At 67.3% G+C, this 24470-nt stretch carries 15 protein-coding genes; 8 read left to right on the top strand and 7 right to left on the bottom strand.

Annotation, left to right across the window (positions count from 1 at the left end):
• Positions 1 to 748 precede the first annotated feature (748 nt).
• The 3 genes from QQS53_RS03895 to QQS53_RS03885 all read right to left on the bottom strand — a co-directional run bounded on the left by QQS53_RS03895 (position 749) and on the right by QQS53_RS03885 (position 4836).
• On the bottom strand, positions 749 to 1528 hold the full coding sequence (locus QQS53_RS03895) for a tyrosine-type recombinase/integrase (RefSeq protein WP_472774618.1): 780 nt from the start codon (positions 1526 to 1528) through the stop codon (positions 749 to 751).
• 271 nt (positions 1529 to 1799) lie between these two features.
• Entirely contained in the window at positions 1800 to 2975 is a 1176-nt protein-coding gene (locus tag QQS53_RS03890) for an MFS transporter (RefSeq protein ID WP_472774617.1), read from the bottom strand.
• A gap of 583 nt (positions 2976 to 3558) precedes the next feature.
• Positions 3559 to 4836, bottom strand: a complete 1278-nt coding sequence (locus QQS53_RS03885; RefSeq protein WP_472774616.1) for a glutaminase — start codon at positions 4834 to 4836, stop codon at positions 3559 to 3561.
• A gap of 34 nt (positions 4837 to 4870) precedes the next feature.
• On the opposite strand from QQS53_RS03885, the gene QQS53_RS03880 reads away from it, so the two are divergent.
• Entirely contained in the window at positions 4871 to 5425 is a 555-nt protein-coding gene (locus QQS53_RS03880; RefSeq protein WP_472774615.1) for a nicotinamidase, read from the top strand.
• Positions 5426 to 5538: 113 nt separating this feature from the next.
• Complete coding sequence (locus QQS53_RS03875) at positions 5539 to 6525, top strand: HNH endonuclease signature motif containing protein (RefSeq protein WP_472774614.1); 987 nt, start codon at positions 5539 to 5541, stop codon at positions 6523 to 6525.
• 92 nt (positions 6526 to 6617) lie between these two features.
• Here QQS53_RS03875 and QQS53_RS03870 read toward each other — a convergent pair whose 3' ends face one another.
• Positions 6618 to 6896: a DUF3618 domain-containing protein gene (locus QQS53_RS03870; RefSeq protein WP_070769608.1), complete on the bottom strand. Its 279-nt coding sequence runs from the start codon at positions 6894 to 6896 to the stop codon at positions 6618 to 6620.
• A gap of 121 nt (positions 6897 to 7017) precedes the next feature.
• Here QQS53_RS03870 and bcp point away from each other — a divergent pair, with 121 nt between their 5' ends.
• Positions 7018 to 7491: a thioredoxin-dependent thiol peroxidase gene (bcp, locus tag QQS53_RS03865; protein WP_472774613.1), complete on the top strand. Its 474-nt coding sequence runs from the start codon at positions 7018 to 7020 to the stop codon at positions 7489 to 7491.
• Between the two features lie 11 nt (positions 7492 to 7502).
• Positions 7503 to 8177 carry a TetR/AcrR family transcriptional regulator gene (locus tag QQS53_RS03860; RefSeq protein ID WP_472774612.1) on the top strand — a complete coding sequence of 225 codons (675 nt, stop codon included), beginning with the start codon at positions 7503 to 7505 and terminating at the stop codon, positions 8175 to 8177.
• 58 nt (positions 8178 to 8235) lie between these two features.
• On the opposite strand, the gene acpS is transcribed toward QQS53_RS03860, so the two are convergent.
• From acpS to QQS53_RS03845, 3 genes are all read right to left on the bottom strand, one after another.
• Positions 8236 to 8634: a holo-ACP synthase AcpS gene (acpS, locus tag QQS53_RS03855; RefSeq protein ID WP_472774611.1), complete on the bottom strand. Its 399-nt coding sequence runs from the start codon at positions 8632 to 8634 to the stop codon at positions 8236 to 8238.
• The gene (locus QQS53_RS03850) at positions 8635 to 17109 is read right to left on the bottom strand and encodes a fatty acid synthase subunit beta domain-containing protein (protein WP_472774610.1); all 8475 of its coding nucleotides are present in this window, start codon (positions 17107 to 17109) and stop codon (positions 8635 to 8637) included. It abuts the gene before it with no gap.
• 76 nt (positions 17110 to 17185) lie between these two features.
• Positions 17186 to 18301 carry an SPFH domain-containing protein gene (locus tag QQS53_RS03845; RefSeq protein ID WP_472774609.1) on the bottom strand — a complete coding sequence of 372 codons (1116 nt, stop codon included), beginning with the start codon at positions 18299 to 18301 and terminating at the stop codon, positions 17186 to 17188.
• Positions 18302 to 18658: 357 nt separating this feature from the next.
• On the opposite strand from QQS53_RS03845, the gene QQS53_RS03840 reads away from it, so the two are divergent.
• The 4 genes from QQS53_RS03840 to QQS53_RS03825 all read left to right on the top strand — a co-directional run bounded on the left by QQS53_RS03840 (position 18659) and on the right by QQS53_RS03825 (position 24409).
• Entirely contained in the window at positions 18659 to 19642 is a 984-nt protein-coding gene (locus QQS53_RS03840; protein WP_472774608.1) for an ABC transporter permease, read from the top strand.
• On the top strand, positions 19643 to 20734 hold the full coding sequence (locus QQS53_RS03835; protein ID WP_472774607.1) for an ABC transporter permease: 1092 nt from the start codon (positions 19643 to 19645) through the stop codon (positions 20732 to 20734). It abuts the gene before it with no gap.
• Complete coding sequence (locus tag QQS53_RS03830; RefSeq protein ID WP_472774606.1) at positions 20731 to 22638, top strand: dipeptide ABC transporter ATP-binding protein; 1908 nt, start codon at positions 20731 to 20733, stop codon at positions 22636 to 22638. The genes QQS53_RS03835 and QQS53_RS03830 overlap by 4 nt, the downstream gene beginning before the upstream one ends.
• Before the next feature lie 94 nt (positions 22639 to 22732).
• Positions 22733 to 24409 (top strand): ABC transporter family substrate-binding protein, encoded by a 1677-nt coding sequence (locus QQS53_RS03825; RefSeq protein WP_472774605.1) that lies wholly within the window; start codon positions 22733 to 22735, stop codon positions 24407 to 24409.
• The last annotated feature ends 61 nt before the right edge of the window (positions 24410 to 24470 follow it).

Raw genomic sequence — 24470 nt, 5'->3', positions numbered from 1 at the left:
CTAAGAAATACTCAATCCCTTACCCCACCGCGAGCGATCCGGTTCAGAATCTCCCGACTTTGCTACAGAATCTGGCTCTAGGGCTGGAAAACACGGTATCCACGATCCAGACCACCCCCGGCCCGCAAGGCGAGCGCGGCCCGGCTGGCCCCACCGGCCCCGCCGGTCCTACAGGACCGCAAGGGCCTAAGGGCGCAAAGGGCGCTAAGGGCCCGACCGGCCCCGCTGGGCCGCAAGGCGAGCCGGGGTCCGGCTTCCAGCTACTCGGAACGGTCTCCAGCGCCTCGAACCTCCCAGAATCGGCTAACCCCGGAGACGCCTACCTTCTCACCACTGACAACACTGTCCATGTCTGGTCCGGTAAGAGCTGGTCTAACGTCGGCGAGATTCAGGGACCGCCCGGCCCCGCCGGCCCGCAAGGCAAGCGCGGCCCGGCTGGCCCCACCGGCCCCCAAGGCCCGGCGGGTAAAGACGCGGCGCAAACAGTCGAACGCCGGGAACTCGGAAATACGGGTGCTTACGCGCTACGCTGCGGAAAGCAAGTAGAAATAAGGCTCAACGGGTCCGCACTAGCGAACTCCCCTAAGCTGCCCTCCGGCTGGCGGCCGTCGCACACTATCATTCTGACGGGCGCGTCGGCTGATGGTTTCGGCAAGTTCGAGTTCTTCCTAATCCAGGTCGGTGCAGACGGAACCGTCAGAGCTACCAAGGGCGGTAACACCTCCGTGACCTTTATCGCGGACGGGTCCTAGCCAGCCAGCTTCCACGCCCCGGCCGCCGCGCTCGCCGCCGCCGAGCTGTCCACCGCTGTGTAAATCATGGTGGTATCCAACCGGGCGTGGCCGAGCAACGACTGAACCGCGCGAATATCGTGGGATTGCTGATACACCGTAGAAGCGTAGCGGTGACGTAGCTGGTGCGGTGTCATTGCCGCCGGTAGCACCTCGCGTATTAGCTCGCCGACGCGGCGTGCGGATAGGTGCCCGTCAATCTGCCCTGGGAACACAAACCCCGGCCCGTGCGTGCTTACTCGCCGCGACAGGTGCGGCGGCAGGGGCACCATGCGCACGTGCCCGCCTTTGCCCGTTACACGCAGCCAACCGCCGCTTACATCGTCACCGCGCACGGCGGCGACCTCGCCCCGGCGCAAACCACCGTAGGCCATAAGCTCAACCATGAGTGCGGTGCGCGCATCGGCGCGCGCCAGGGCGGCTCGAATCACGTCATCGGAAAGCGGCCGAGGAACGCCGCGAGGTACACGCGGCGCCGGAATCTGATCCATGACTCCCGCGCCCTCGATTGAGTCAATCGAGCGAATGAACGCCTTTAGGCTCGCGTGCATCGACCGACGCGCCGACGCTCCCCAATCGGGATTCGCTAGGAATTGTTCAACGGCGCGTTTAGTCCACGTGTTCGGCTCGCCAAGTTCCTCGACGGCTCGCATAGCGTGATAGCGGCGTAGCTGGACAGTCTGTTTCCGGCACCCCCGCGCTCGCATGGATTGCACAAAATCGGAAAGGATACTCATTTCTATTAGCGTATTAAGCAGCGAAACTGCCTAAACAGTGGGTTCGGGGTTCAAGTCCCTGATGGCGCACAATAAGGCCAAGTCAGGCGGTATTTTTACCGTTCTGAACTTGGCCTTTTTAGCTTGCCCCATTTAGGGTAGAATTTTTTCCAACAGAACTTCCGGCGCGATTTTTCCTGTATCGCGTCAGTTAGGAAGTTTGTAACCTAGTCGCCGCGAAGTCCGCTACACCGGACCGAACGACAACCGACACCAAGCAACAAAATCTTCCCTAGACAGTCTTTTTCGCGTCTGTTCCAGCTTGGCTCATGAAAAACAGGACGGGCACAGCCATCGTTGACACAAGAATAAAAACCAATAGCACCCAAACAAATCCCGCACTTTCCAGTAGCAATCCAGCGATAATCGAACCCAGTACCATCCCAATCGGCGGCAGCATCTCAACTCGCCCCCTCGCTGAAGGATTAGCCTGCCCAAAACGGCTCACCGCCACCATGTTGGATGCAGCGGTATACGAGAAGGCCCAGAGCACGCCCGCAATCACCATCAACATGGCTAAGCCGGCTTTCCCTGTATAAAAGTCTCCGGCCCACAAACAGTAGGCACCAAAGCCGCCAAAACCCAGCGCCGCAACCGCCATATTTTTAGGCGAGAATCTCTCCAGAAGGGGTGGAACTATAACGATAGGCAGATACATAGCAATCATATGCATTCCAGTCAGCTGAGATATCTCGACACTACTCAAGCTCTGCCTCTGCGCCTCGAGTGGAATCGCAGTCATCATTAGAGTCATAACAACGTAGCCGAGCATTCCGGCTACACCCCCTAGATAAAGAAGTGAGCGGTCACCAAAACCGCTATGCACGTTACTCTCCTGGCCACACGAACCAGAATGATTCGGGAGCATATACGAGATAACAAACGTAAGGAGCCCTACCACAACCACCATCTGATACGCCTTATAGAAATCGTCGACAGAGGTCGCAACGACTCCCACAGCCCATGGTCCCAAAATCGATCCCGCCACCCCACTTAACAACACCAGGCTCGTATCCCACACGGTCGGGCTGCTCGAGTAATCCTTGACTAAGAGTCTATGAAAGTTTGACATTCCCATAAAAATGCCGACGAGAAGCATACCCACGTAGAACAAAATTGGGACGCCCGCGTAGGCCGCATAAGAAGTCGCGATCCCGGATAAAGCGCAGATTGTTCCTGCGCCGCGATAGGTCCTCCTTGGACCAACTCTTTGTAGCCGGGGTGCACCCAAACGAGCAGCAATTATTGTTCCCAGCGCTATTAACACATAGGCCGCTGTCCCTCCTAGCGAGCTCCCCGTCAGGTTTTCTCCCACCCGCACAGATATCGACAGATCCACGCCCGCAACGAAAAGGCCCACTGCGTATGCAAGCCCGAAACGAAGGGTATTAAAGTTTAGAGCGCTCACTATTCGCATCTGTTGCCTTTCTTAGGCTTGGTCAAGTCCCGCGTAGAGAAGAATTGAGTACAACTGGGTCGATGATAGAGAAAACCGGCTCAGTAGAAGGCCAGTTATAGTCGCTTACTGGTGTGGAGTCCGAGAGAAGTTCTCCCGTAATCGATACTGTGTTTTCCATTTCGCAACCTGTCTCCGATGAGGTTTATATGTCGGTGAAGGTGAATGTGAGAACACCTATACAATTAGTTTCGAAACATAACAGCTACATTAGGCTATGCGTAAAGTTGTATGGAAAACACGGAGATTCCTGAGATGGCCTGCATACTTTTGCTACGGCACAGCGAAGGCGTGGCCTAACAGGCACAACCTCAGTTAGCCCATCCGCGGCGTTCAATTTCCCGGGAGCCGGTCGCCCAGTTTAATCAAGCGGAAGACCTCTAAGCTATGGACCCAGATTAGGCAGGCGACCCGTGCCACGCTTTCTCGATCGAGCAGGGAGGCGCCAAAAGAGACTGCCTGCCTCCGCAAAACTAGTTTCGGTCGAGATCTTAAACTTCACAGGGCACCGGTTCCCTTCGGCACCCTGGCGCGCCTAGATTTCTTCGCCGGCGATCTCGTAATCCTCGGCGTCGTGGACAGGGACCTCGGTGCCGTCGGACATCTTCAGGTCGGTCATCCGGTTGTCCGGATCCACCACGCCGATGTCGTGGCCGGACTCGCGCAGGCGGCGCAAGCCCTCCTTCAGCATGCGCCGCCCCATGCGGTTCGACCCGGTCACGCCGGACATGTCCAGCACCACGGCCTCGTTGTCGAAGTCCTGGTCGGCCAGCTCGTAGAGGATGGTCTCCGCGGCGTTGAAGTTGATTTGTCCCTGCAGGCGGAAGACGTAGGTGTCCTCTTCCTCGTGGATATCGCGGATGGGCGCGATACCGTAGCGCTCCTCCGTCGACATCAGGTGCAGGCCCATGTCGCGGGAGACCAGTTTGAAGGCCTCCACGCCGCGCACGCTGTTGCCTTCCTTGTTCAGCCGCGGCGAGAACGTCGCGATACCCAACTGGCCCGGCAGCGTACCGATGAGCCCGCCGGCCACGCCCGACTTGGCGGGGATGCCGACCTCGGCCATCCAGCGGCCGGCGCCGTCGTACATGCCGGCCGAGCTCATCACCGACAGCGTCAGGCGGCACACGTCCGCGTCCAGGATCTTCTCGCCGGTGACCGGCTGGCGGCCGCCATTGGCCAGCGTAGCCGACATCACGGCCAGGTCCCGCACGTCGACCAGGAGGGAGCACTGGCGGATGTAGGTGGTCACGGCATCGGGCGCCTCGTCCTTGATGATGCCGTAGTTGCGCAGCATGTGCGCCAGGGACAGGTTGCGGTCGGAGTGCTCCAGCTCGGAGCCGCACACGCGCTCGTCCATACCGAGCTCCCGGCTGGCCAGGCGCGACATATAGGAGCGGATGCGCTCGACGCGCTCGTCGACGGTCGAATCCACGCCGTTAATCAGCTGCGTGACGGCGATGGCGCCCGCGTTGATCATCGGGTTGACCGGCCGGTGGTCCTCGGCGTTCAGGGACAGCTCGTTGAAGGCCTCGCCGGAGGGCTCCATGCCGACGATTTCGCGCACCGCGTCCAGGCCCAGCTCCTGCAGCGCGAGGGCGTAGACGAAGGGCTTGGAGATGGACTGGATGGTAAAGCGCTCCTCTTTGTCCCCGGCGCTGTAGACGTTGCCCGTGGTCGTGCACATGGCCGCTGCCAAGTAGGACGGGTTGGCGTCGGCCAGCTCGGGGATATAGTCCGCGACGGCGCCGCCGTCGGAGTAGCGCACTTTGTCGAGGATTTCTTCGAGGTAAAATGGGATCGGAGTTTTCACCCTGACCAGCCTACCGACAGTTAAACTAGTCCTCATGACTACGCACGCCGATGCCCTCCTCGTCGTCGACGTCCAGCACGACTTCTGCCCCGGCGGCGCGCTCGGCACTGAGCGCGGCAACCTGGTAGCAGAGGGCATCGCTGGCGTTATTGCCGATTATCCCGCGGTGGTGGCCACCCTGGACTGGCACATCGACCCGGCCGGGCACTTTTCCGACAACCCCAACTTCGTCGACACGTGGCCGGTGCACTGCCTGGCCAACAGCGAGGGCGCCCGGCTGCACCCGGCGCTGCCGCAGGAGGACATCGACGAGTTCTTCTACAAGGGCGCCTACACCGCCGCCTATTCCGGTTTCGAGGGCGCCAGCCAAGCGGGCACGTCGCTGGCGGACTACCTGCGCGGCCGGGGGATTAAGCGCGTGGACATCGTGGGCATCGCCACCGATCACTGCGTACGCGCCACGGCCCTCGATGCCCTGCGCGAAGGCTTTGCCGTCACCGTGCGCCAGGACCTGTGCTCAGCCGTAAGCGAGGACGCCGCGCAGGCGACCTTCGCCGAGCTGCGCGCCGCCGGGGCCGAGCTGGCCTAAAACCTGTGGATAACCGCGCGTTGTATTACCTGTAATACAAATTCGGCGAGTTATCCACAGCTTCGGCCGGCTTATCGTTGAGCCGGGGCGCCCGCCTTTCTAGCGTGAAGGTCATGCACGCACTCGAAGCCTCCATCAGAAGCCGCGCCGACGGCATCACGTACCTGTCCCTTGCCCGCGACCTCGACTACGACACCCTTTTAAGCTGGGGCGAAGACCCCCAGGCCGCCCGCACGCTGCTGGGCCTGCGCGATCTGTTCTTTAGCACCGCGTCCTTTTCCGCCCAGCGCGCCGCGGCCCGCGATGCCGCCACCGAAACCGGCCACAGCTACGCCGCGCTGCTGGCCATCTACAGCCAGGTCAAGCGCCTCAAGCGGCAGTCCGATGCCGTCAGCCTCCTCCTGGAGCTCGCCCGCACCCCGGGCGACGCGAAGAAGTTGCGCTCGCTGGGGCGCAAGCGCGTGAACGACATCCAGCCGCGGCCGCCGCGGCGCCCCGGCGTAAACGTCACCCGGCGCAGCGACGGGACGGCGACGCTGTCGATCACGGCCTCCTCGCTGGACATCGCGGACCTGCACGCGCACGTCAAGACCGTCGAGGATGCCCGCGCCGTCTTCGAGGGCGGGGCCGAGCGCCCGCAGATCACCACCAACGTCGTCATCCAGCTGGACGAGTTCGTGCAGCTACTCGACGGCGAAGGCCAGGACGTCGAGCTGCAGCTGACCAACGGCGGCCGGCTGACCGGGGCGGAGCTGGTCGGGCGCATCTTGAGCGACTACGGCTACGTTGGGCTCTTCCACCCGGTCCACGGCCCGCTGAACCTGTACCGCAGCAAGCGGCTGGCCACGTGGAAGCAGCGCCACCTGGCGATGCTGGAAAACCCCACCTGCGCCTGGCCCGACTGCCGCGCGCCGGCCGAGGACTGCCAGGTCCACCACCTGCGCGCCTGGTCCGCGGGCGGGCACACCAACGCCGACAACCTCGCCACGTTGTGCCGCTACCACAACTCCGTCAACGATGACTCCCCCGCCCGCTCTCGCCGCGGCCGGCTGGTCCGGCGCCACGGGCGCGTGGTCTGGACCCCGCCCCGCCGGGAATGAACCACCGCGGATAAAACAGCAGGTACGAAAAAGACCCTCGCCGTTTTAGGAGGCGAAGGTCGGATTCGGAATGATTCGGAATAAGGAGGAAATTACTTGCGCTGCGCGAGCAGGCGCTGCAGTTCCTTGATGTCGCTGGAACGGCGACGGGAACGAAAGACCGCGAAGGCGATCCCGCCGACGACGACGGCGGCCACGCCGGCCAGAGCGATCTGAACGTTTTTGTCCTGGAGCTTGTCCTGGGCGGCAGACTTGGCATCGTTAGCCAGGTTCTGCGGGCGGCTGCGGTCGGCCAGCTCGTCCAAGGTGCCGGCCAGTTGGCGACGGGTGCGCTCGATGTCGCGCTGGATGTCCTCAATACTGCGTGCCACGTTCTACTCCTGGTATTTCGCTTAAAGATTATCGGGTACGCGGACATTCTATCGCGTTTGCCGCCAGCGTGACGTATTGACCCAACCTCCGCCACCTGCCGGGCCGGGTATGGTGGATAGCATGACTGACCAACAGCGTTTAGAAGTAGGCGACACCGCCCCCGCGTTCTCCTTGAGCGACGACCAAGGCAACACCGTCAGCCTGAGTGATTTCGCCGGCCAGCAGGTCCTGGTTTATTTCTACCCGCGGGCCAACACCCCGGGCTGCACCAAGGAGGCCTGCGATTTCCGCGACTCTTTGGAGGAACTGAACGACCGGCGCATCGCTGTCGTGGGTATTTCCCCGGATAACCCGGAGAAGCTGGCGAAGTTCCGCGCCGATCACGACCTGAATTTCCCGCTGCTGTCCGACCCGGACAAGGAGGTCATGACGGCCTACGGCGCGTTCGGCGAGAAGAAGAACTACGGCAAGGTCGTCCAGGGCGTTATCCGCTCCACGTTCTTGGTGGACGCCGAGGGCAAGATCGCCCTGGCTAAGTACAACGTCAAGGCCACCGGCCACGTGGCCCGCATCAGCAAAGAACTAGACGCCTAAATTATCCCTCGATGAGCACACCCTCCACCGACAACCCCGAAACCGACGCGAACGAGCAGGCGGGCAAGGCCGAGATCCTCGTCCCGCGCCGACGGCCGGCGCAGGCCCGCAGCCGCGAGCGGTTCAACCGGATTCTGCAGGCCGCGCGCAGCGTGCTCGTGGACTTAGGCTTTGAGTCTTTCACCTTCGACGAGGTCGCGCGCCGCGCCGAAGTGCCGATTGGCACCTTGTACCAGTTCTTCGCCAACAAATACGTCCTCGTCTGCGAGCTGGACCGCCAGGACACTGCCGAGAACCTGGCGGAGATCCAGCGCTTTTCCGAGCACGTCCCGGCGCTGCAGTGGCCGGACTTCCTCGACGAGTTCATCGACCACTTGGCCTCGATGTGGCGCAAGGACCCGTCCCGGCGGGCCGTCTGGCACGCCGTCCAGTCCACGCCGGCCACCCGCGCGACCGCCGCGGCCACCGAGCGCGAAATCCTGGAGCCGCTCGCGGATATCCTCGCCCCGCTGGCTACCGGCATGGACTACGAGGAGCGCATCGAACTGGCCGGCTTCCTGGTCCACACGGTGGTCTCCCTGCTCAACTACGCCATCCGCACCGAGGACGCCGACAGCTTCGCCTCCGTCGTCGGCGAGGTCAAGCGCATGCTCGTGGCCTACCTCTTCTCCGTGGCCACGACCTAGTGGCCGCAACCTAGGCGCCGCGCCTCGCCCCGCCCCCGCGCGCGCTAGCCCGCACGCGCTAGCAGGAGATTATCACCGTCGCGACCGCGTAGTCGCCGTCGTGGGAGATACTGAGGTGGGCCTGCCAGCCGGGGAGGGAGGCATCGATAGCCGTGCGGACCTTGCCGGTCACGTGCAGGCCGACCCTACCCCACGCGTCCGGCTGGACGCTGACCTCGGCCCAATCGACCTCGTGTTCCGCCAGCCGCGGCGGGCGCCCGTAGAGCGCCTGCGACCACGCCTTGATGAAGGCCTCCTTGGCCGCCCAGCGCCCCGCCAGGTGCTCCTCCCGGCGCGGCCGGGTCGCGGCCACGCGCTGCTCGAGGGCGGAAAAGACCCGCTCGAAGGTGGTGCCTTCCCGCCCCAGCTGCTCGGCAAAGCCGGGGATGTGGACGATGTCGGTGCCGACCGCGAACATCTAGCTAAGCTCCCCTCCCCGCAGGCGCGCCTGCGGATCCAGCAAGACCTGCGCCTCGTGGCCCGAGCCGCGGCCGCCCAGGTTGCGCCCCGTAGGCCGGGCATAGAGCGCGCCCTGGCCGTGCATGGCGGCATCGCGGCGCTTTTGCCCCGCGCGCTCGCGGCGGGCGGCCTGGGTGCGCCACTCGTTGAGCGCGAACTCGCCCTTGGCCTGGCGCAGAGCCTGGGCGAACGCGCCCGGGTGCACCACGGCGATAAGCGCCGAGACGTGCCCAAAGCCCAGTGAGGTCACCAGCCCGGCCTTGATGTCCGCCGGCAGCGGGGTGCGCGGCCAGACCAGGTCGGAAAAGCGGCGCAGCTGCGGGTCGACGCAGTCCAAGGCCCGGTTCGGCGGGATGATACCGCGCCGCATGACCTGCATGAGCCCGATGAGCTGGAAGGCCGCCGCCCCGCCCTTGGCGTGCCCGGTCAGGTGCTTTTGCGAAATCACGTACAGCGGGTTGCCGGGGGTGCGCCCGCTGGCCCGCGCCAGGCGCTGGTGCAGGTCGGATTCGTTCGGGTCGTTGGCCTCCGTGGAGGTGTCGTGCTTGCTGATAACGCGCACGTCGTCGGCGTCCAGCCCGTACGAGGCGAGCGCGGCCGCCAACCGGTTGTCCCGGGCGGCCGACAGTGCGCCCAGCCCGGGCGCGGGGATGGAGGTGTGCGCCCCGTCGGCGAAGGACTCCGCAAACGCCACCACGCCTAACACCGGCAGGCCCAGCTCGGCCGCTAGGTCGCCGCGGGTCAGCAGCAGCGCGCCGCCGCCGGCGGATTCCACGAAGCCGGCGCGCCGCCGGTCGTTGGGCCGGCTGAAATAGCGCTCGGCGATGCCCGCCGCCGCCAGCGCGGCAGAATCCGCCGTGGCGGCCATCGCGCCGAAGCCGGTCACGGATTCCACGCTCATGTCGTCGACGCCGCCGGCCACCACGAAGTCGGCCTTGCCCAGCCGCAGCTTGTCGGCGGCCTCCTCCACGGAGACCGCCGCGGTCGCGCACGCGGCCACCGGGTGGACCATCTGCCCGTAGCCGCCCACGTAGTCCTGCATGACGTGCGCGGCGATGACATTGGGCAGCGCCTCCTGCAGCACGTCGTTGTTGCGCGGCTGGCCCAGCAGGCGGTCGACGTAGAGGCCGCGCAGGGAGGCCACCCCGCCCATCCCGGTGCCCTGGGTGTTGCTGACCCGCGCCGGGTGGACGTGGGCGAGCAGCTCGGCGGGGCTAAACCCGGCGGAGGTAAACGCCTCGACGGTGCAGATAAGGTTCCACACGGCCAGGCGGTCCAGGTTCTCCACCATGTCGGCGGGGATGCCGTAGGCGGCCGGGTCGAAGCCGTCGGGCAGCTGGCCGCCCACGAAACGGGTCATCACGGTGCGCCGCGGCACGCGGATTTCGCTGCCCTTCGGGCGGGTGACCTCCCAGGCATCCCCGTCAGGGCGCACCCGGGCGCCGGCGGCGGCGAAGGCGCGGGCGCTGTCGGCGTCCGCGGTGCTGAAGGTCAGGTCGCGGTCCAGGTAGACCGTGGTCAGCTCGCCGGCGAGGTTGTCGCTGATGCCGGCGTCGTCGCGCAGGCGGCGCACGCCGACGCTGGCCATGACCTCGTCGTGGAAGCGGGCGTAGATATCTGCCTCGGCTACGGGCTCGCCGGCGGCGTCGACCCAGCCGTCCTCCCAGCGGATAAGCCGCATCGACCAGGCCAGCTCCACCACGCCGGCGGCGCTGAGGTCGCCGCCGAGTTCCGCTTCGAAGCGGGTGCGCGCGCTGCCCCAGGGGCCGAGCTCGCCGGCGCCGACGACGACCACCATCTCCTCCAGGCCGGCCGTGACCTCGCCGAAGTCCGGCTCCGGGGCTGGGGCCGCGGCCGCGGCCAGGTTGGGCAGGGCCGGCACGACCCGCGCGTCCGGCTCCGCCGCGGCCTCTGCCCCGGCTGCCGATGCCTCCTGCCGCAGCGCCGCCAAATCCACGTCCGCGGCGGCTAGTCCCCCGGTCAGATCCACCGCGACCGGCTCTTCGCGCGCCGCCCGACGGGCGGCCGGGTTGGCGCCTTCGGCCAGCAGCTCGGCGGCGAGCTCGCGGGTGTCCCAGGTGCGCACGCCGCGGGCCTCGGCGGCGGCGACCAGCGGATCGTTGCCGCCCATCAGGCCGGTCCCGCGCACCCAGCCGATCTGGGCGTGCACCAGGCCCACGCGGTTGGCCCAGGCCGGTTCGCGGCGCCAACGGTTTTCGACGGCATCGAGGGCCGCTTTGGCCTCGCCGTAGGCGCCGTCGCCGCCGAAGCGCCCGCGGTTGGGGCTGCCCGGCAGGACGACGTGGACGTGCTCCGCGATGTCGGCGGTGGCGGCGATGAGCCGCTCCACCGACCACAGCAGCAGGCGCATCTGGCGCTCGCTGCCCGCGCCCGCCTCGGCCAGGGTGCCGGCCACGCGCGGCGCGGCGAACGGGAAGAGCAGGGTCGGCGTCAGCGCCGGCTTCACCAGGCGCACCTCGGCGCCGACGGTGCGGGTGCGCTCGCTGCCCACCCAGTCGGCCAGGGCGTCGACATCGGCAAACGATGCCACGTTACACGGCACGACCCACAGCGCCGCCTGGCCGCGGGCGTGGTCGCGGTAGAGGCGGGTGAAAAAGTCCAGGCGCGCCTGGTCCAGCCGGGAGCTGGTCGCCACGACGGTCGCCCCGCCCCGCAGCAGCTCGGCGGTGATGGCCGCGGCAATGGAGCCCGGCGCGGCGCCGGTTATCAGCGCGCAGTCGGCGGCGTAGTCGAGGCCGGCCGGGTCCTTCCGGGCCGCGGCGGCGAGCTCCGGGTGGCCGGCGTACTCGGCGATACGGGCGACCTCCTCGCCGGTCGCCGTCACATCGCCGCGGCCCTGGGCGGCGTCCTCGCGCGCCGAGGCCCAGCGGTCGTCGAGCAGGACCGCCCGCCCCGGGTCAAAGGCCGGGCGCACGAAGTCGGCCCAGCCCGCGCCCAGCTCGCGGTCGACGGCTTGGGCGAGTTCGCGTGCGTTTTCGCCTCCCGCGCCGGCACCATCATCCGGGCCCTCCGCGCTGGCTGCCTCCGGATCCAGCCGCTCGACGAGGTCGCGGGCGTTGGCGGTTAGGGCATCGGTGAGCTCGCGCACGGCGGCCGGGTCAGCGGTGGCAGCCGCGGCCGCGGCCGGTTCCGGCAGCGGGGTGGTGATTCCGGCGGCGTGGGCGGCGGCATCGATAGCCGCGTCGAGGCCGGCGGGCAGGCTGGCTAGCTCGCCGCCACGCAGGGAGGCCCCGGGGCGCGTGCCGTCGACCAGGTGGGCGAGCACGCGGTCCAGCCAGCCGGGGCCCAAGCCCCAGCGGCCGCGCACGCGTTCGGAAACATACGAGGTCGGCTGCGCGGCCGGGCCGGTGAGATCGCGCAGGCAGGCCTCCACCTGCGGCTGGAGCACCGGCCCGAAGGCCTGGTAGCCGCGGGCCTGCCGGTCGACTAGCTCGCCCAAGCTGGCCAGGTCGAGGTCGGCAGCGCCATCGATAGCGGCAATCCCCAGCTCGGTCGAGATATCCAGCAGCAGCTGGTTGCGCCTGGACGACTGCCCCTCCACCAGGGACTCGATGGTGTCCGCCGGTCGCAGCTGATCGAGGCGCACCTTGGTCCAGGCGGCCACCAGCAGGCGGAGCGCATCGCTGGCCAGCAGGGGCTTATCCGCCGGAGTGTCTGTGGCGGCCGGCTGCTCTGGTGCGGGCACGGCTACCGGCTCCGGCTCCGTCTCGGGCTCCGGTTCTGGTTCCGGCTCCGGTTCCGGTGCGGGCTCGGGGTCGGCATCGGTGGCGAAGACGACGGCCTGGTCGCGCTCGGCGTTGAGAACCTCCACGCGCGCCGCGCCCGGGTGCTGGCGCAGCATATTGGCCAGGGTGGGCGCGCTGGCCACGCCGATTTCGACAAAGCGCTCAACTCCCAGCGGCCCCAGCGCCAAATCCTGGGTCTCGATCCAGCGCACCGGGGAGGCGAACTGCCAGGCCAAAAGCTCCACCAGAAGGGTGCGGCCGCGCTGCTGGGCCGGCTGCGTGCGGGCCGCGGTCAGCCACGGCGAGTCAACGACCTCCTCCATGGCCTGGATGAACTCCTCGCCCAGGTCGAAGGGGCGGGCCACCAGGTTGGGGATGTAGCGGCCAATCAGCCTGTCCGGGTCGATGTCTGCCGGGATGAGCTGGTCCAGGTGCCGGCGGAAATCATCCACCCCGTCGCGCAGGCGGGAGGAGTGGAAGGGCACGTCCACGCCGGGGATGAGGACGAAGGCGCGCTCGCCGCGGGAGGCGGCATCGGCTTCCAGGGCGCGCAGCCCGGCGCGTGTGCCCGCCACGGCGTACTGCTTGCCCTTGACGTTGTGGTTGACGATCTCGAGGAACTCGCCCGTAATCGCCGACAGCTGGCCGACGTAGTCGAAGACGTCCGCGTCCGACATGCCCATCTTGTGCGGGCGCAGCGCCGCCAGCCCGTAGTTGGAGTTGCCGTCGCCGTCCCGCGGGACCAGACGGTGCATGGTCAGCCCGCGCTGGTAGACGATCTCGATGACCGCCTCCACCGAGAGCACGTCCGCGAAGGCGGCCAACGCGTTGTACTCGCCCACCGAGTGCCCCGCGAAGAAGGCGTGCTCGGCCAGCACCCCGGCCTCGCGCAGCTGGGCGACCTGCGCGCAGCCCAGCGTGGCCATGGCCACCTGGGTGAACTGGGTCAGGTACAGCACCCCGTCGGGGTGGGAGAAGCTTTCGCCGGCCACCTGCACCTCGCGCGGGTTGCGGCGCACGATGTCCAGGATGGAAAAACCCAGCGCCTGCCGGGTATGGGCGTCGGCGCGGTCCCAGACGGCGCGCGCGGCCGGGGACGCGGCATAAGCTGCCATGCCCATGCCGGGCGACTGGATGCCCTGGCCGGGGAAGGCGTACCACGTCACCGGGGCGGCCAGCTGGGCGGTCGCCTCCAGCACGGGAACGCCGCCCACCGTGGCGGTGACGGTGCGCACTTCCCCGCCGGCGGCCTGCCCGGTCCGCGCGGTGGAAAACTCCACGGTCTGCCCCGGCAGGACCGGGGCCAGCAGGCGCGCGTGCCAGCCCACGATGTTGTCCCCGGCGGCCAGCTGCGCCAGCGCCGAGGTCCACATGCCGTGGACAATCGGGCCTTGGGGCAGGCCTGCCGCCCGCGCCAGGTTCTCGTCGGTGTGGATGGGGTTGAAGTCGCCGGTGACCTGGGCGAAAGGCCGCATGCTCTCCGGCGCGGTAACCGCCACCTGGCCGCGGCTTAAGAGCGGAGTCGGGCGGGCGGCCGGGTCCGTGACGTCTAATGCCGGCAGCTCGTCGGCCCTGGCCGTACCGGGGATGAGGAAGCGCTCGGTCAGCGTTGCCAGGTGCTGGTGCCCGCTCACGATGCCGACGTGAACCTCCAGGACCCGCCCCCGCGCGGTGGCCAGGTCGCGGGTCAGGCGGGCCGTGGCGCTGACCTGCGCGCCATGCTGCGGCAGCTCGGAATGCAGGCGCACCGCGTGTTCCAGGTGCACCAGCCGCAGCAGGCCCTCGACGGCGTCGGTGTCCGCGATGACCGCGAAGATGGCCGGCCAGGCCGGCCCCACCAGCGCGTCGGCGGCCGGGCCGGACGCGCCTGCCGGGCCGCTGTCGCCCGGCAGGTAGCCCGCGGTCACGGTCTGGTAGTCCACGGTGTTCAGCGTCGTCGACCACGCCGCCGCCCCGCCGACGACCTCGGGCAGCTGCCCGCCGGCGGCGCGGCGCGCCAGCTCCCGCATGGCCTCACCAGCCGAATCCGCGCCCACGACGGGCACGGTCGCTCCCTCGGGCAGTTCCACCGTGACACTCAGGCCGGGCACGCGGAATCCCCCGTCGGGACCTGCTTCCAGGCCCAGCCGGCGCGCCGGGTTAGCCGCCGGGTGGCCGGCCCAGTCCCAGGCCGGCGCGGACAGGATGCGCTCGCGCTCGCTCGCCGCGGGGCAGGTGAACTCCGCGCGGGCGGCCGCGGCGGCCACGAACCGGCCCAGCAGCTCGGCGACCGGCTCGTCCACGCGATCAATCCCGGCCACGGAGCGCGGCGACGGGATGATGGAGACGGCATCTGCCGGGTAGCGGGCATCGTGGGCCTGCCAGAGCGAATCCGTGCGCCACCACCAGCGCACGTCCTCGTCGATGACCGGCACGAAGTTGGCGGGCTTGCCAGGGCCTTTGAGGAGATCGATAAACCAGGCGGCATCGGTAGCGCTCACGTGCTGGGTGCCGGCCTGCGGGTAGATCGCCAGCAGGTCGGCCAGGTTCCCGGCGTCCAGCTCGCCGGCGGGCAGCTGGGAGGCGAACTCGCCGTGGTCGGCGGGGTGCAGGCGGGCCTCGGCGCGCAGGAGCATCTGTGCGAAGCGGGCGCGCCAGGAGTCGTCCGCCCACTCGCCGCGGTGGGACAGCTCGAGGTAGCGCTCCAGCCAGCGCCGGTAGGTCAGGCTGGTCAGGTCCCCGAAATACGGCTTGCAGGTGGCGTCCAAGGCGCTGATGATTTCGGCGCGGCGGGCGTTCACGGCGTCGGCGTCGCCGGCCACGGCGTCCAGCAGCCGGCCGGCCTGGGCGAAGGAATTGTCCACCTCGTGGATGTCGGCGCCCAGCTGCGAGCGGCCCGAAGACATGCCGGCGCGGGCGGTGCCGGCCGCGATGAAGCCCTCTGTGCCGGCGGCTGCGACGAGGGCGCGCTTGACGGCCGGGGACGTGGTCGCCTCCCGCGTGGCCATGGCGGCGGTGCCGACCAGGATGGCGTCGACGGGCATGTCCGGGCGGCCGTAAGCGCGCGCCCACGCGCCGGTCAGGTAGTCCGCGCCGCGCTCCGGCGTGCCGATGCCGCCGCCGACGGCCAGGTAGACGTTCTCCGCGGCGCGGATGCGCGCGTAGGTGGCCAGCAGCAGCTCGTCCAGGTCCTCCCAGGAGTGGTGCCCGCCGGCCAGCCCGCCCTCCAGCTGCATGATGACGGGGGCGGGGGCCACCGCGCGCGCGATCTCCAGCACCTTATCGACGTGGTGCACGGCGCCGGGCTTGAAGGCCACCCAGGGGATGTTGCCCTCCCGCAGGCTCCGGTAGAGCTCCACCGCCTCGTCCAGCGGCGGGATGCCCGCCGAGCACACGATGCCGTTGACCGGCGCCCCGTTCGCCCGCGCGGTGGGCACCTGCCGCTTGCCCGCCACCTGGCGGCGCCACTGTCGGGGGTTGAGGTAGAGCGCGTTGAACTGCGCGTTCACGCCCGGGGCGAGGTGCTCGCGCAGGTAGTCGAGGTTGTCACCGAGCAGTTGGTCCGTGACCTGCCCGCCGCCGGCGAGCTCGGCCCAGTACCCGGCGTTGGCCGCGGCCGCCACGATGGCCGGGTCCACCGTGGTAGGGGTCATGCCGGCCAGCAGCACGGCCTGGTAGCCGGTCAGGCGGGTAAAGCGGGTCACTAGTTCGCCGCCGGCCGTGGTGCGCGGGGCGAAGTCGCGGTACGGGCGGGGCGGGGCCAGCTGGTGGCCGGGGTCGATAAGGCGGGCCTGCCCTTCCGCGGTGCCGACCGCGAGCACCCCGATTCCGCGCCCCTCCACAATCTTCTCGGTCAGGGGGCGCACGCCTTCTTCCGGGCCGACCTCCAGGATCCACTGCGCGCCGGCGTCGACGAGGCGGCCGACCTGCGCCGGCCAGTCGATGACGTCGGTGAGCACCGCGCGGGCCGCGCGGAAGGCCAGACCCGCGTCCAGGCCCACCTGCTGGGCCCAGTCCACGACCTGCTCCACGGCCTCGCCCATGCGCGGGTGGTGGAAGGCCGCGGCCACCTTGAGCGGGCGCGCCTCCACCCCCAGGGCGCGGGCGACGGCGAGGTTGTCGGCGGGTGGGCCGGACAGGACGGCATCGTGGGCGCTGTTGTGCAAGCCTATGACCGTGTCCGCGCCGGTGTCCCGGATAGCGGCGGCGATGTCTCGCGGGTCGGCGTCGATAGCGACCATGGGGGCCGCGGCGCGGTCGCGGACCAGGCCGTAGCGCCGCGCCGTGTGCGTCATCGCCGCGCCGATGAGCTGGGCAATAGCCAGCATCTCCGCCCGGCCGGCGGTGCCGCCCAGGCCGTCCAGCGCGAATTCGGCCAGCCGGCCTTGGGAGTGGCCGGCGACGGCGACGGCATCGTTAAGCTCTAGGCCCTGGGCGGCCAGGGCGTCGAGCAGGTTCAGCTGCGCCAGGAAGATGCCGGGCACGGAAACCTCGGGGGCGCTGAGATCCCAAGCCGGCGGCTGCTGCGCCCAGTCGAAGGGGTGGAAGCCGCGGGGGCGCCGACCGGCCAGCTCGGCGGCAAGCGGCTCCAGGAGCTGCGCGGCCTGGTCCACCGTGGCGCGCAGGTCGGCGCCAGCGCCGCGTAACGAGTCGGCCCAAGAAAAACCCTGTCCCGAAAAGGACAGGGCGAAAGGTTCACGAGGATTCACGGTGAGCTGCTCCTTTTACAGGTTGGTGCTCACCTAAGGCTAGTGGAGATTCCGGCGCGCCGGAAAAACAAACTCACTAGTCGTCGTTGCGCCACTCCCCGTGCTTGTCGCGCAGCGCCTGGAAGGCGTCGCGGGCGGAGTGGATGCCGTTGTCGTTGGCCCAGTCGGCGGCCTGACCGCGCACGTCGCTGGCACTCGGCAGGCTGGGCTTTTCGGCCGGGCTGGCGGAGCTGGTCTCCCGCTCCGGGTTGCTGCGGGTGCGCGGGCGCTGGCTGGAAGAAGACTTGTTCGGCTTGTCCAGGCTGTCCAGGGCGTGGTTGCTCATCAGCACGTCGCGCATGCCCGCGAAGAGATCCCCCATGCCGGCCGGGTTGGACGGCATGTAGAGCACGGAGGCGTTGCCGTTGGAGGAAACGTCCACCATGGCGTCCAGGTACTGGGAGACCAGCATGAGGGCCTCGGGGGACTCCTCGACGCCGGCGTTGCGCAGCATCTCGTACTGGGCGGCAATACCCTCGACGATCTCCTTGCGCTGGTCGGCAACGCCGCGGCCCTGCAGCTTGCGGGCCTCGGCCGCGCCCTCGGCCTCCTTGACCACGCGGATCTTTTCGGCCTCGGCCTGGGCCACGGCGGCTTCGCGCTCGCGCTGGGCGGCGTTGATGGAGTTCATGGATTCGCGCACGCGCTCGTCCGGGCGGATGTCGGTGACCAGGGTGTTGACGAAGTGCCAGCCGTAGGCCGCCATGTTGTCGCGCAGGGACTCGGCCACGTTCTGGGCGATGGTGTCCTTGGAGGAAAAGGAGTCATCCAAGTTCATGTTCGCCACGGAGGAACGCACGTTGTCTTGGACGTAGGCCACGATCTGCTGGTCCGGGCTGGACAGGGTGTAGTAAGCCTCCCGCTCGCGGCCCTGGACGACCTGGTACTGGACCGCCACGGGGATCTGGACGAAGACGTTGTCCTTGGTCTTGGTCTCCACCATCACGTCGAGCTGGCGGACCTGCAGGTTAATCTTTTCACGCACCCGGTCGACGAAGGGGATCTTGAAGTGCAGGCCTGCATGCGCCACCCCCTGGTACTTGCCCAGCCGCTCCATGATGGCGGCCTCCTTGGTGCGGACGATGAAGTATCCGTCGAACAACGTCAAAATGACGATGAGGACGATGATGCCAATGACGAGAAGCGTGCTCACGCGCGGCCTTTCTGCTTTCGGTTCGGTTTTCGGGGCTATTTTCGGAGAATTCTATTGCACCGGTCAGCTCTCAGTCTGACACATTCGCCGCCGATGCGCGAGGGGGTCCCACCCAGCGCGAACAGCGCGCATGGCTAGGGATCGGGGAAGCGGGATCGGGACCGAGCCACGGCGCCGCCCTACCCGGATGGGGGTATGCGCCCACACCTTTCCGGAGGATTTTTCCTCGTTTTCGCCCCGTCGGTTTAGCGCCCCCACTATTGTCAATATCACAGTTAGTAATCCACACCACATTCGAACGAACTTCGATGCTGGATCACTTAACCCGAGTACGTTCCCACACCCAAGGAAACCGCGATGGTCAAATACATCATCAAAAAGACCGCCAGTTGGTTAATCGTGATCTTCCTGGCCACCAACATCGCCTACCTGTTGGCATCGGTCTTTTTGGATCCGCGCTCCAACTACGCCGGGCGGCGCCCACCGCTGAGCCAGGAGCAGATTAGCCACATCCTGCAGCCACTCAATCTGGACCCGGAGACCCCGCTGCTGGAGCGCTGGTGGACGTGGTTAACCGGCGTGGTGCTGCACTGGGACTGGGGCGCCTCCCCGCTCGGGGTGGAGGTCACCGAGGAAGTCTCCCGGCGCGCGCTGGTTTCCGCCCAGCTGTTGCTGCTGGCCACCATCATCTCCATCGTCCTCGGCGTGGGCCTGGGTGTCTACACCGCCTCCCGCCAGTACAAGTTCGCCGATCGCTTCTGGCAGGGCATGTCGATTGTCACCATGAACGTCCACGTGGTCGTCGCCTCCCTGGTCGTCGTGTCCGTCGGCCTGTGGCTCAACCGGGTGACCGGGCAGCGCATCGTCTACGTCAGCGGCGCCGGCTCCCCCGGGGTCGAAGGGTTTGTTCCCACGCTCATCGACACCGCCCAACACTTGGTGCTGCCTACCATTTCGCTGGTCATTATCAGTTACGCCGGCTACCACATGATGCAGCGCACGCTGCTGCTGGATAACCTATCCGCCGACTACGTGCGCACCGCCCGGGCGAAGGGGCTGACCCGCACCCAGGCCATCCGCAAGCACGCGCTGCGGACCTCCATCATCCCCGTGGCCACGTCGGTGGCCTTCTCCGTGCCGGGCATTTTCACCGGCGCCATCATGACGGAGACCATCTTCGCCTGGAACGGCATGGGCCAGTACTTCATCCAGACCATCTCCCGCAACGACATACACGGCACCACTGCCGTGGCCGCCTTCGGCGCCGTCATGATTGCGGTCTCGGCCATCCTGGCCGACCTCATCGTCGTCGTCCTCGATCCCCGGGTAAGGGTGAGCTAAATGTCCGATCGCAGCAAATCCACCCAGCCGCGCGCGACCGCCCGGCGGGCCACTCCCCACCTCCGCAACGACCTGGCCATCGACTCGGCCGCGGACAACCTGGGCATCCGCCCGCACACCGCGACCGCCGACTTCAGCATGGCCACCGAGCCCAGCGCCCTGTCCGCCACCGCGGCCGGCGTCGACGCCGACGAGTCGCAGCGCAAGCTCTACACCGCCGACGAGACCACCATCCGCGGCACGAGCAAGCTCAAGCTGTACACGCGCCGGTTCTTCCGCAACAAGATGGCCACCGTCGGCTTCATCATCTTCCTGGGCCTTATCGCCGTCTCCCTCTTCGGCAGCTACCTGACGCCGTGGGCCTTCGACGAGCCGGACTTTCTGGCCCTGTCCGCCCCGCCGTCGCCGGATCACTGGTTCGGCACCACCAACTCCGGCAACGACTTGTTCGCCCAGGTCGTCCACGGCCTGGGCCGATCGCTTGTCATCGCGTTGACCGTCTCGATCGCCACCTCCATCCTGTCGGCGATCATCGGCGCCGGCGCGGCCATCTACGGCGGCTGGACCGAAAAGGTGATCCTGGCGGTTATCCACTTTCTGCTGGCCATCCCGACCTTCCTGCTCATCGCCCTGGTCGTCTCCGACTCCGGCGGCGACTGGAAGATGCTCATCATCGTGCTCATCGCCTTCGGCTGGATGTATGCCGCGCGCGTTATCTGGGCCATGGCGCTGAGCGTGCGGGAAAACGATTACGTGCGCGCCGCCGGCTACATGGGGGTCTCGCGCCCGAAAATCATCGTCCGCCACATCGTGCCGAATATCGGATCGCTGCTCATCATCCAGCTAGTGCTGGGCGTGGTCTCCACCGTCGTCTCCGAGACCGCGCTGTCCTTCCTGGGGCTGGGCGTGAAGCTGCCGGACGTCTCCTTAGGCACGCTGCTGGCCGTGGGCACCAACGCCGTCGAGGCCGCGCCCTGGCAGTTCTACTTCCCCGCCGCCACCCTGACCCTGCTCACCGTTTCCATGGCCTTTATCGCCGACGGCCTGCGAGACGCCATCGACCCCAACTCGAATTCCGGAGGACGCGCATGACCGCCCTGCTCGAGGTCGAAGACCTCAACGTCAGTTTCCCTTCCGAGGCCGGCACCGTCCACGCCGTGCGCGGGACCAGCTTCAGCCTCGAGGCCGGGCGCACCCTGGCCATCGTGGGCGAGTCCGGATCCGGCAAGTCCGTGACCTCCATGGCCGTGATGGGGCTGCTGCCCGACTACGCCAAGGTCACCGGCTCCGTCCGCTTTCAAGGCGAGGAGCTGCTGGGCAAAACCGACAAGCAGATGTCGGCCATCCGCGGCAAGGGCATCGGGATGATCTTCCAGGATCCGCTGTCGGCACTCACCCCGGTCTTTAGCATCGGCGACCAGCTGGTCGAGGCGATCACCGCCCACCGCTCCATCGGGCGCGCCGCCGCGCAGAAGGAGGCCGCCGAGCTGCTCGACCTAGTGGGCATCCCCGACCCGGTCAAGCGCCTGCGCTCCTTCCCGCACGAGTTTTCCGGCGGCATGCGCCAGCGCGTGGTCATCGCCATCGCCATTGCCAACAACCCGCAGCTCATCATCGCCGACGAGCCCACCACGGCCCTGGACGTGACCATCCAGGCGCAAATTCTGGACGTGCTCAAGGTCGCGCAGCGGGAGACCGGCGCGGCGACCATCATGATCACCCACGACATGGGCGTGGTGGCCGGCACCGCCGACGACGTCGCCGTGATGTACGCCGGCCGCCCAGTCGAATACGCCGACGTCGACACGCTCTTTAACAGCCCGAAGATGCCGTACACCATCGGCCTGTTGGGCTCCACCCCGCGCGCGGACACCGCCCAGTCGGAGCCGCTGACCCCGGTGGCCGGCACGCCGCCGCAGCTCATCGAGGTCCCCGACGAGTGCCCCTTCGCCGACCGCTGCCCCGTGGCTATCGATGCCTGCCGCGCCAGCGAGCCGGAACTAGTCGGCATGACCTCCAGCCTGGACCCGGCGGTCAGCCACCACCGCGCCGCCTGCCACCGCGCGGACGAGATCATCGACTCGCGGATTGGCGGCCAGCGCCTGTTCCCCCTGCCGACCTTTGCCGAGGACGTGCTGGGCGATACCCCCTTCGAGAAGCGCCGCACGACCCTCGAGGTCGAGAACCTCAGCAAGGAATTCCCGCTGATCAAGGGCTCCATCCTGAAACGCCGCGTGGGCACGGTACACGCGGTCAACCAGGTCAGCTTCACCGTCCACGAGGGCGAGTGCCTGGCCATCGTGGGCGAGTCCGGATCCGGCAAAACCACCACCCTGCTCGAGGTCATGGAGCTCAAGCCCACCGACGGGGCGCGCGTGGTGGTCGGCGGCGTCGACGCCTCCCAGCTGGGCGACCGTCAGCGCCGCGAGCTCCGCAAGGACATCCAGATGGTCTTCCAGGACCCGATGAGCTCGCTCAACCCGCGCATGACCATCCGGGAGGTCATCGCCGAGCCGCTGCAGTCACTGGGCTACGACGGCGACGTCGACGCCCGGATCTCCGAGCTGCTCGAGCTGGTGGGCCTGTCCGCGCACCACATCGACCGCTTCCCCGGGCATTTCTCGGGCGGGCAGCGCCAGCGCATCGGCCTAGCCCGGGCGCTGGCCACCAACCCGTCGGTGGTGATCCTGGACGAGCCGGTCTCCGCGCTGGACGTGTCCATCCAGGCCGGCATCATCAACCTCTTGCACGACCTGAAGCGGCGGCTGGGCATCTCGTTTGTCTTCGTCGCCCACGACCTCTCCGTGGTCCGGCACTTATCCGACAAGGTGGCCGTGATGTACAAGGGCGATTTTGTAGAAACCGGCCCCATCGACGAAGTCTTCGACCACCCGCAGCACTCCTATACCCAGGCGCTCATCTCGGCCATCCCCGTGCCCGACCCGGCCGTAGAGCGCACCCGGGAAAGGACCGTCTACGAGCCCATTGAGCCTTAAAGAATTTCCCCAGTTTGCTGCCCGGCGCAGCAGAGATAACTCCATACCAACCTCCCTCAAGATTTCCACCCCTGCCAGAAAGGTAGTTCAGACCATGTCAACCACAAACCGCTACACCACGCTGTTAGCACTCGCGGCCTCGGCGGTGCTTCTTTCTTCCTGCGCGGGCGGCTCGAACGGTTCCTCGAGCGCCATCGACGTCGACCTGCAGCTGGAGGGCTCCTACAACATGCAGGACCGCGAGAACCTGCAGGAAGGCGACGACCTGACCCTAGGCATCGATGAGTTTTCGGAGCAGCAGAACGCCTTCAACGCGGACATGACCAGCTACACCCGGACCTTCTGGCAGTACTACAACCCGCAGCTGTCCACCTACACCGGCGACGGCGAATTCGTCCCGAACGCCGACTACCTGACCGACGTGGAAGAAGAGGTCGTCGACGGCAAGACGCAGGTGACCTACACCATCAACCCGGACGCCAAGTACAACGACGGCACGGAGATCGACTGGAAGGTCTTCGAGCACACCTGGAAGTTCAACAACGGCGAGATGGATGAGCTCAACATCCACTCGACGGAGGGCTTCGACAAGATCGAGTCCATCACCCCGGGCGAAAACGACAAGCAGGTCGTCGTGAAGTTCAAGCAGGCCTACCCGTGGTGGCAGGACACGTTCTCCTCCCTGTTGCCGCCGCAGGTCGACTCGGCCGAGAAGTTCAACGAGGCCTACGTCAACCAGCTCCACCCGGAGTGGGGCGCGGGGCCGTACACCGTCGACAGCGTCGACTTCGGCGCCGGCACCGTCACCTTCACCGAAAACGACAAGTGGTGGGGCGACAAGCCCTTCATCAAGAAGATCACCTACCGCCAGATGGAGTCGCAGGCCTCCATCAACGCCTTCAAGGCCGGCGAGATCGACGCGACGGGCGTGGCCTCCAAGGAGCGCCTGGCCACCATCCAGGACATGGACAACATCGAGATCCGCGCAGCCATGCGCCCGGCCAACGTGCTCTTCGTGCTGAACTCCGACGCGCCAGGCCTGGACGACATCAAGGTGCGCGAGGCCTTCATGACCGCCATCGACCGCGACCAGCTGGCCTCCATCCGCTTCAACGACCTGGACTACGAGGAGGACCTGCCGGGTTCGTTCACCCTCTACCAGACCCAGGAGGGCTACCAGGACTCCTTCGGCGAGCTCATCTCCTTCGATCCGGAAAAGGCCAAGCAGCTGCTCGACGATGCCGGCTGGGCCCCGGGCGCCGACGGCACCCGCGAGAAGGACGGCCAGCCGCTGGCCCTGCGCTACGTGCTCACCGGCGACGACCCCGGGATCAAGGCGGAGGCTTCCGCCACCCAGAAGATGCTGGCGGACGTCGGCATCAAGTTGGACATCGAGGAGCGCCCGTCGGCGGACTTCTCCAAGATCGTCACCAAGCGCGACTTCGACATCTTCCCGATGGCTTTCGCGTCCTCCTCCCCGCTGGGCGTGGCGAGTTTCAACCAGATTTACGCCTCGGATTCGGAGCTGAACAAGTCCGGCACCGGCACCCCGGAGATGGACAAGAAAATCGAAGAACTGGGCCAGATCGCGGACGCGGATGAGCAGACCCAGAAAGCCAACGAGCTGGAGAAGGAGGCGCTGTCCACCTTCGGCATCATGCCGCTGATGAACGGCCCGGATATGGTGGCCACCAACCCCAAGCTGGCCAACTTCGGCGCCAAGTCGCTGGGCAGTGTCGAGGTCGAAAACGTCGGCTACGTCAAGGAATAGCCGCCTAGCCGCCCGCAAACGCCAAACACCCGCCCGCTGCCTCCTAGAGACTAGGAGGGCA

Source organism: Corynebacterium sp. 2571A (genome assembly GCF_055700935.1).
The sequence above is the reverse complement of the archived record's forward strand: the minus strand, read 5'-3'. Positions and strand labels throughout refer to the sequence as shown.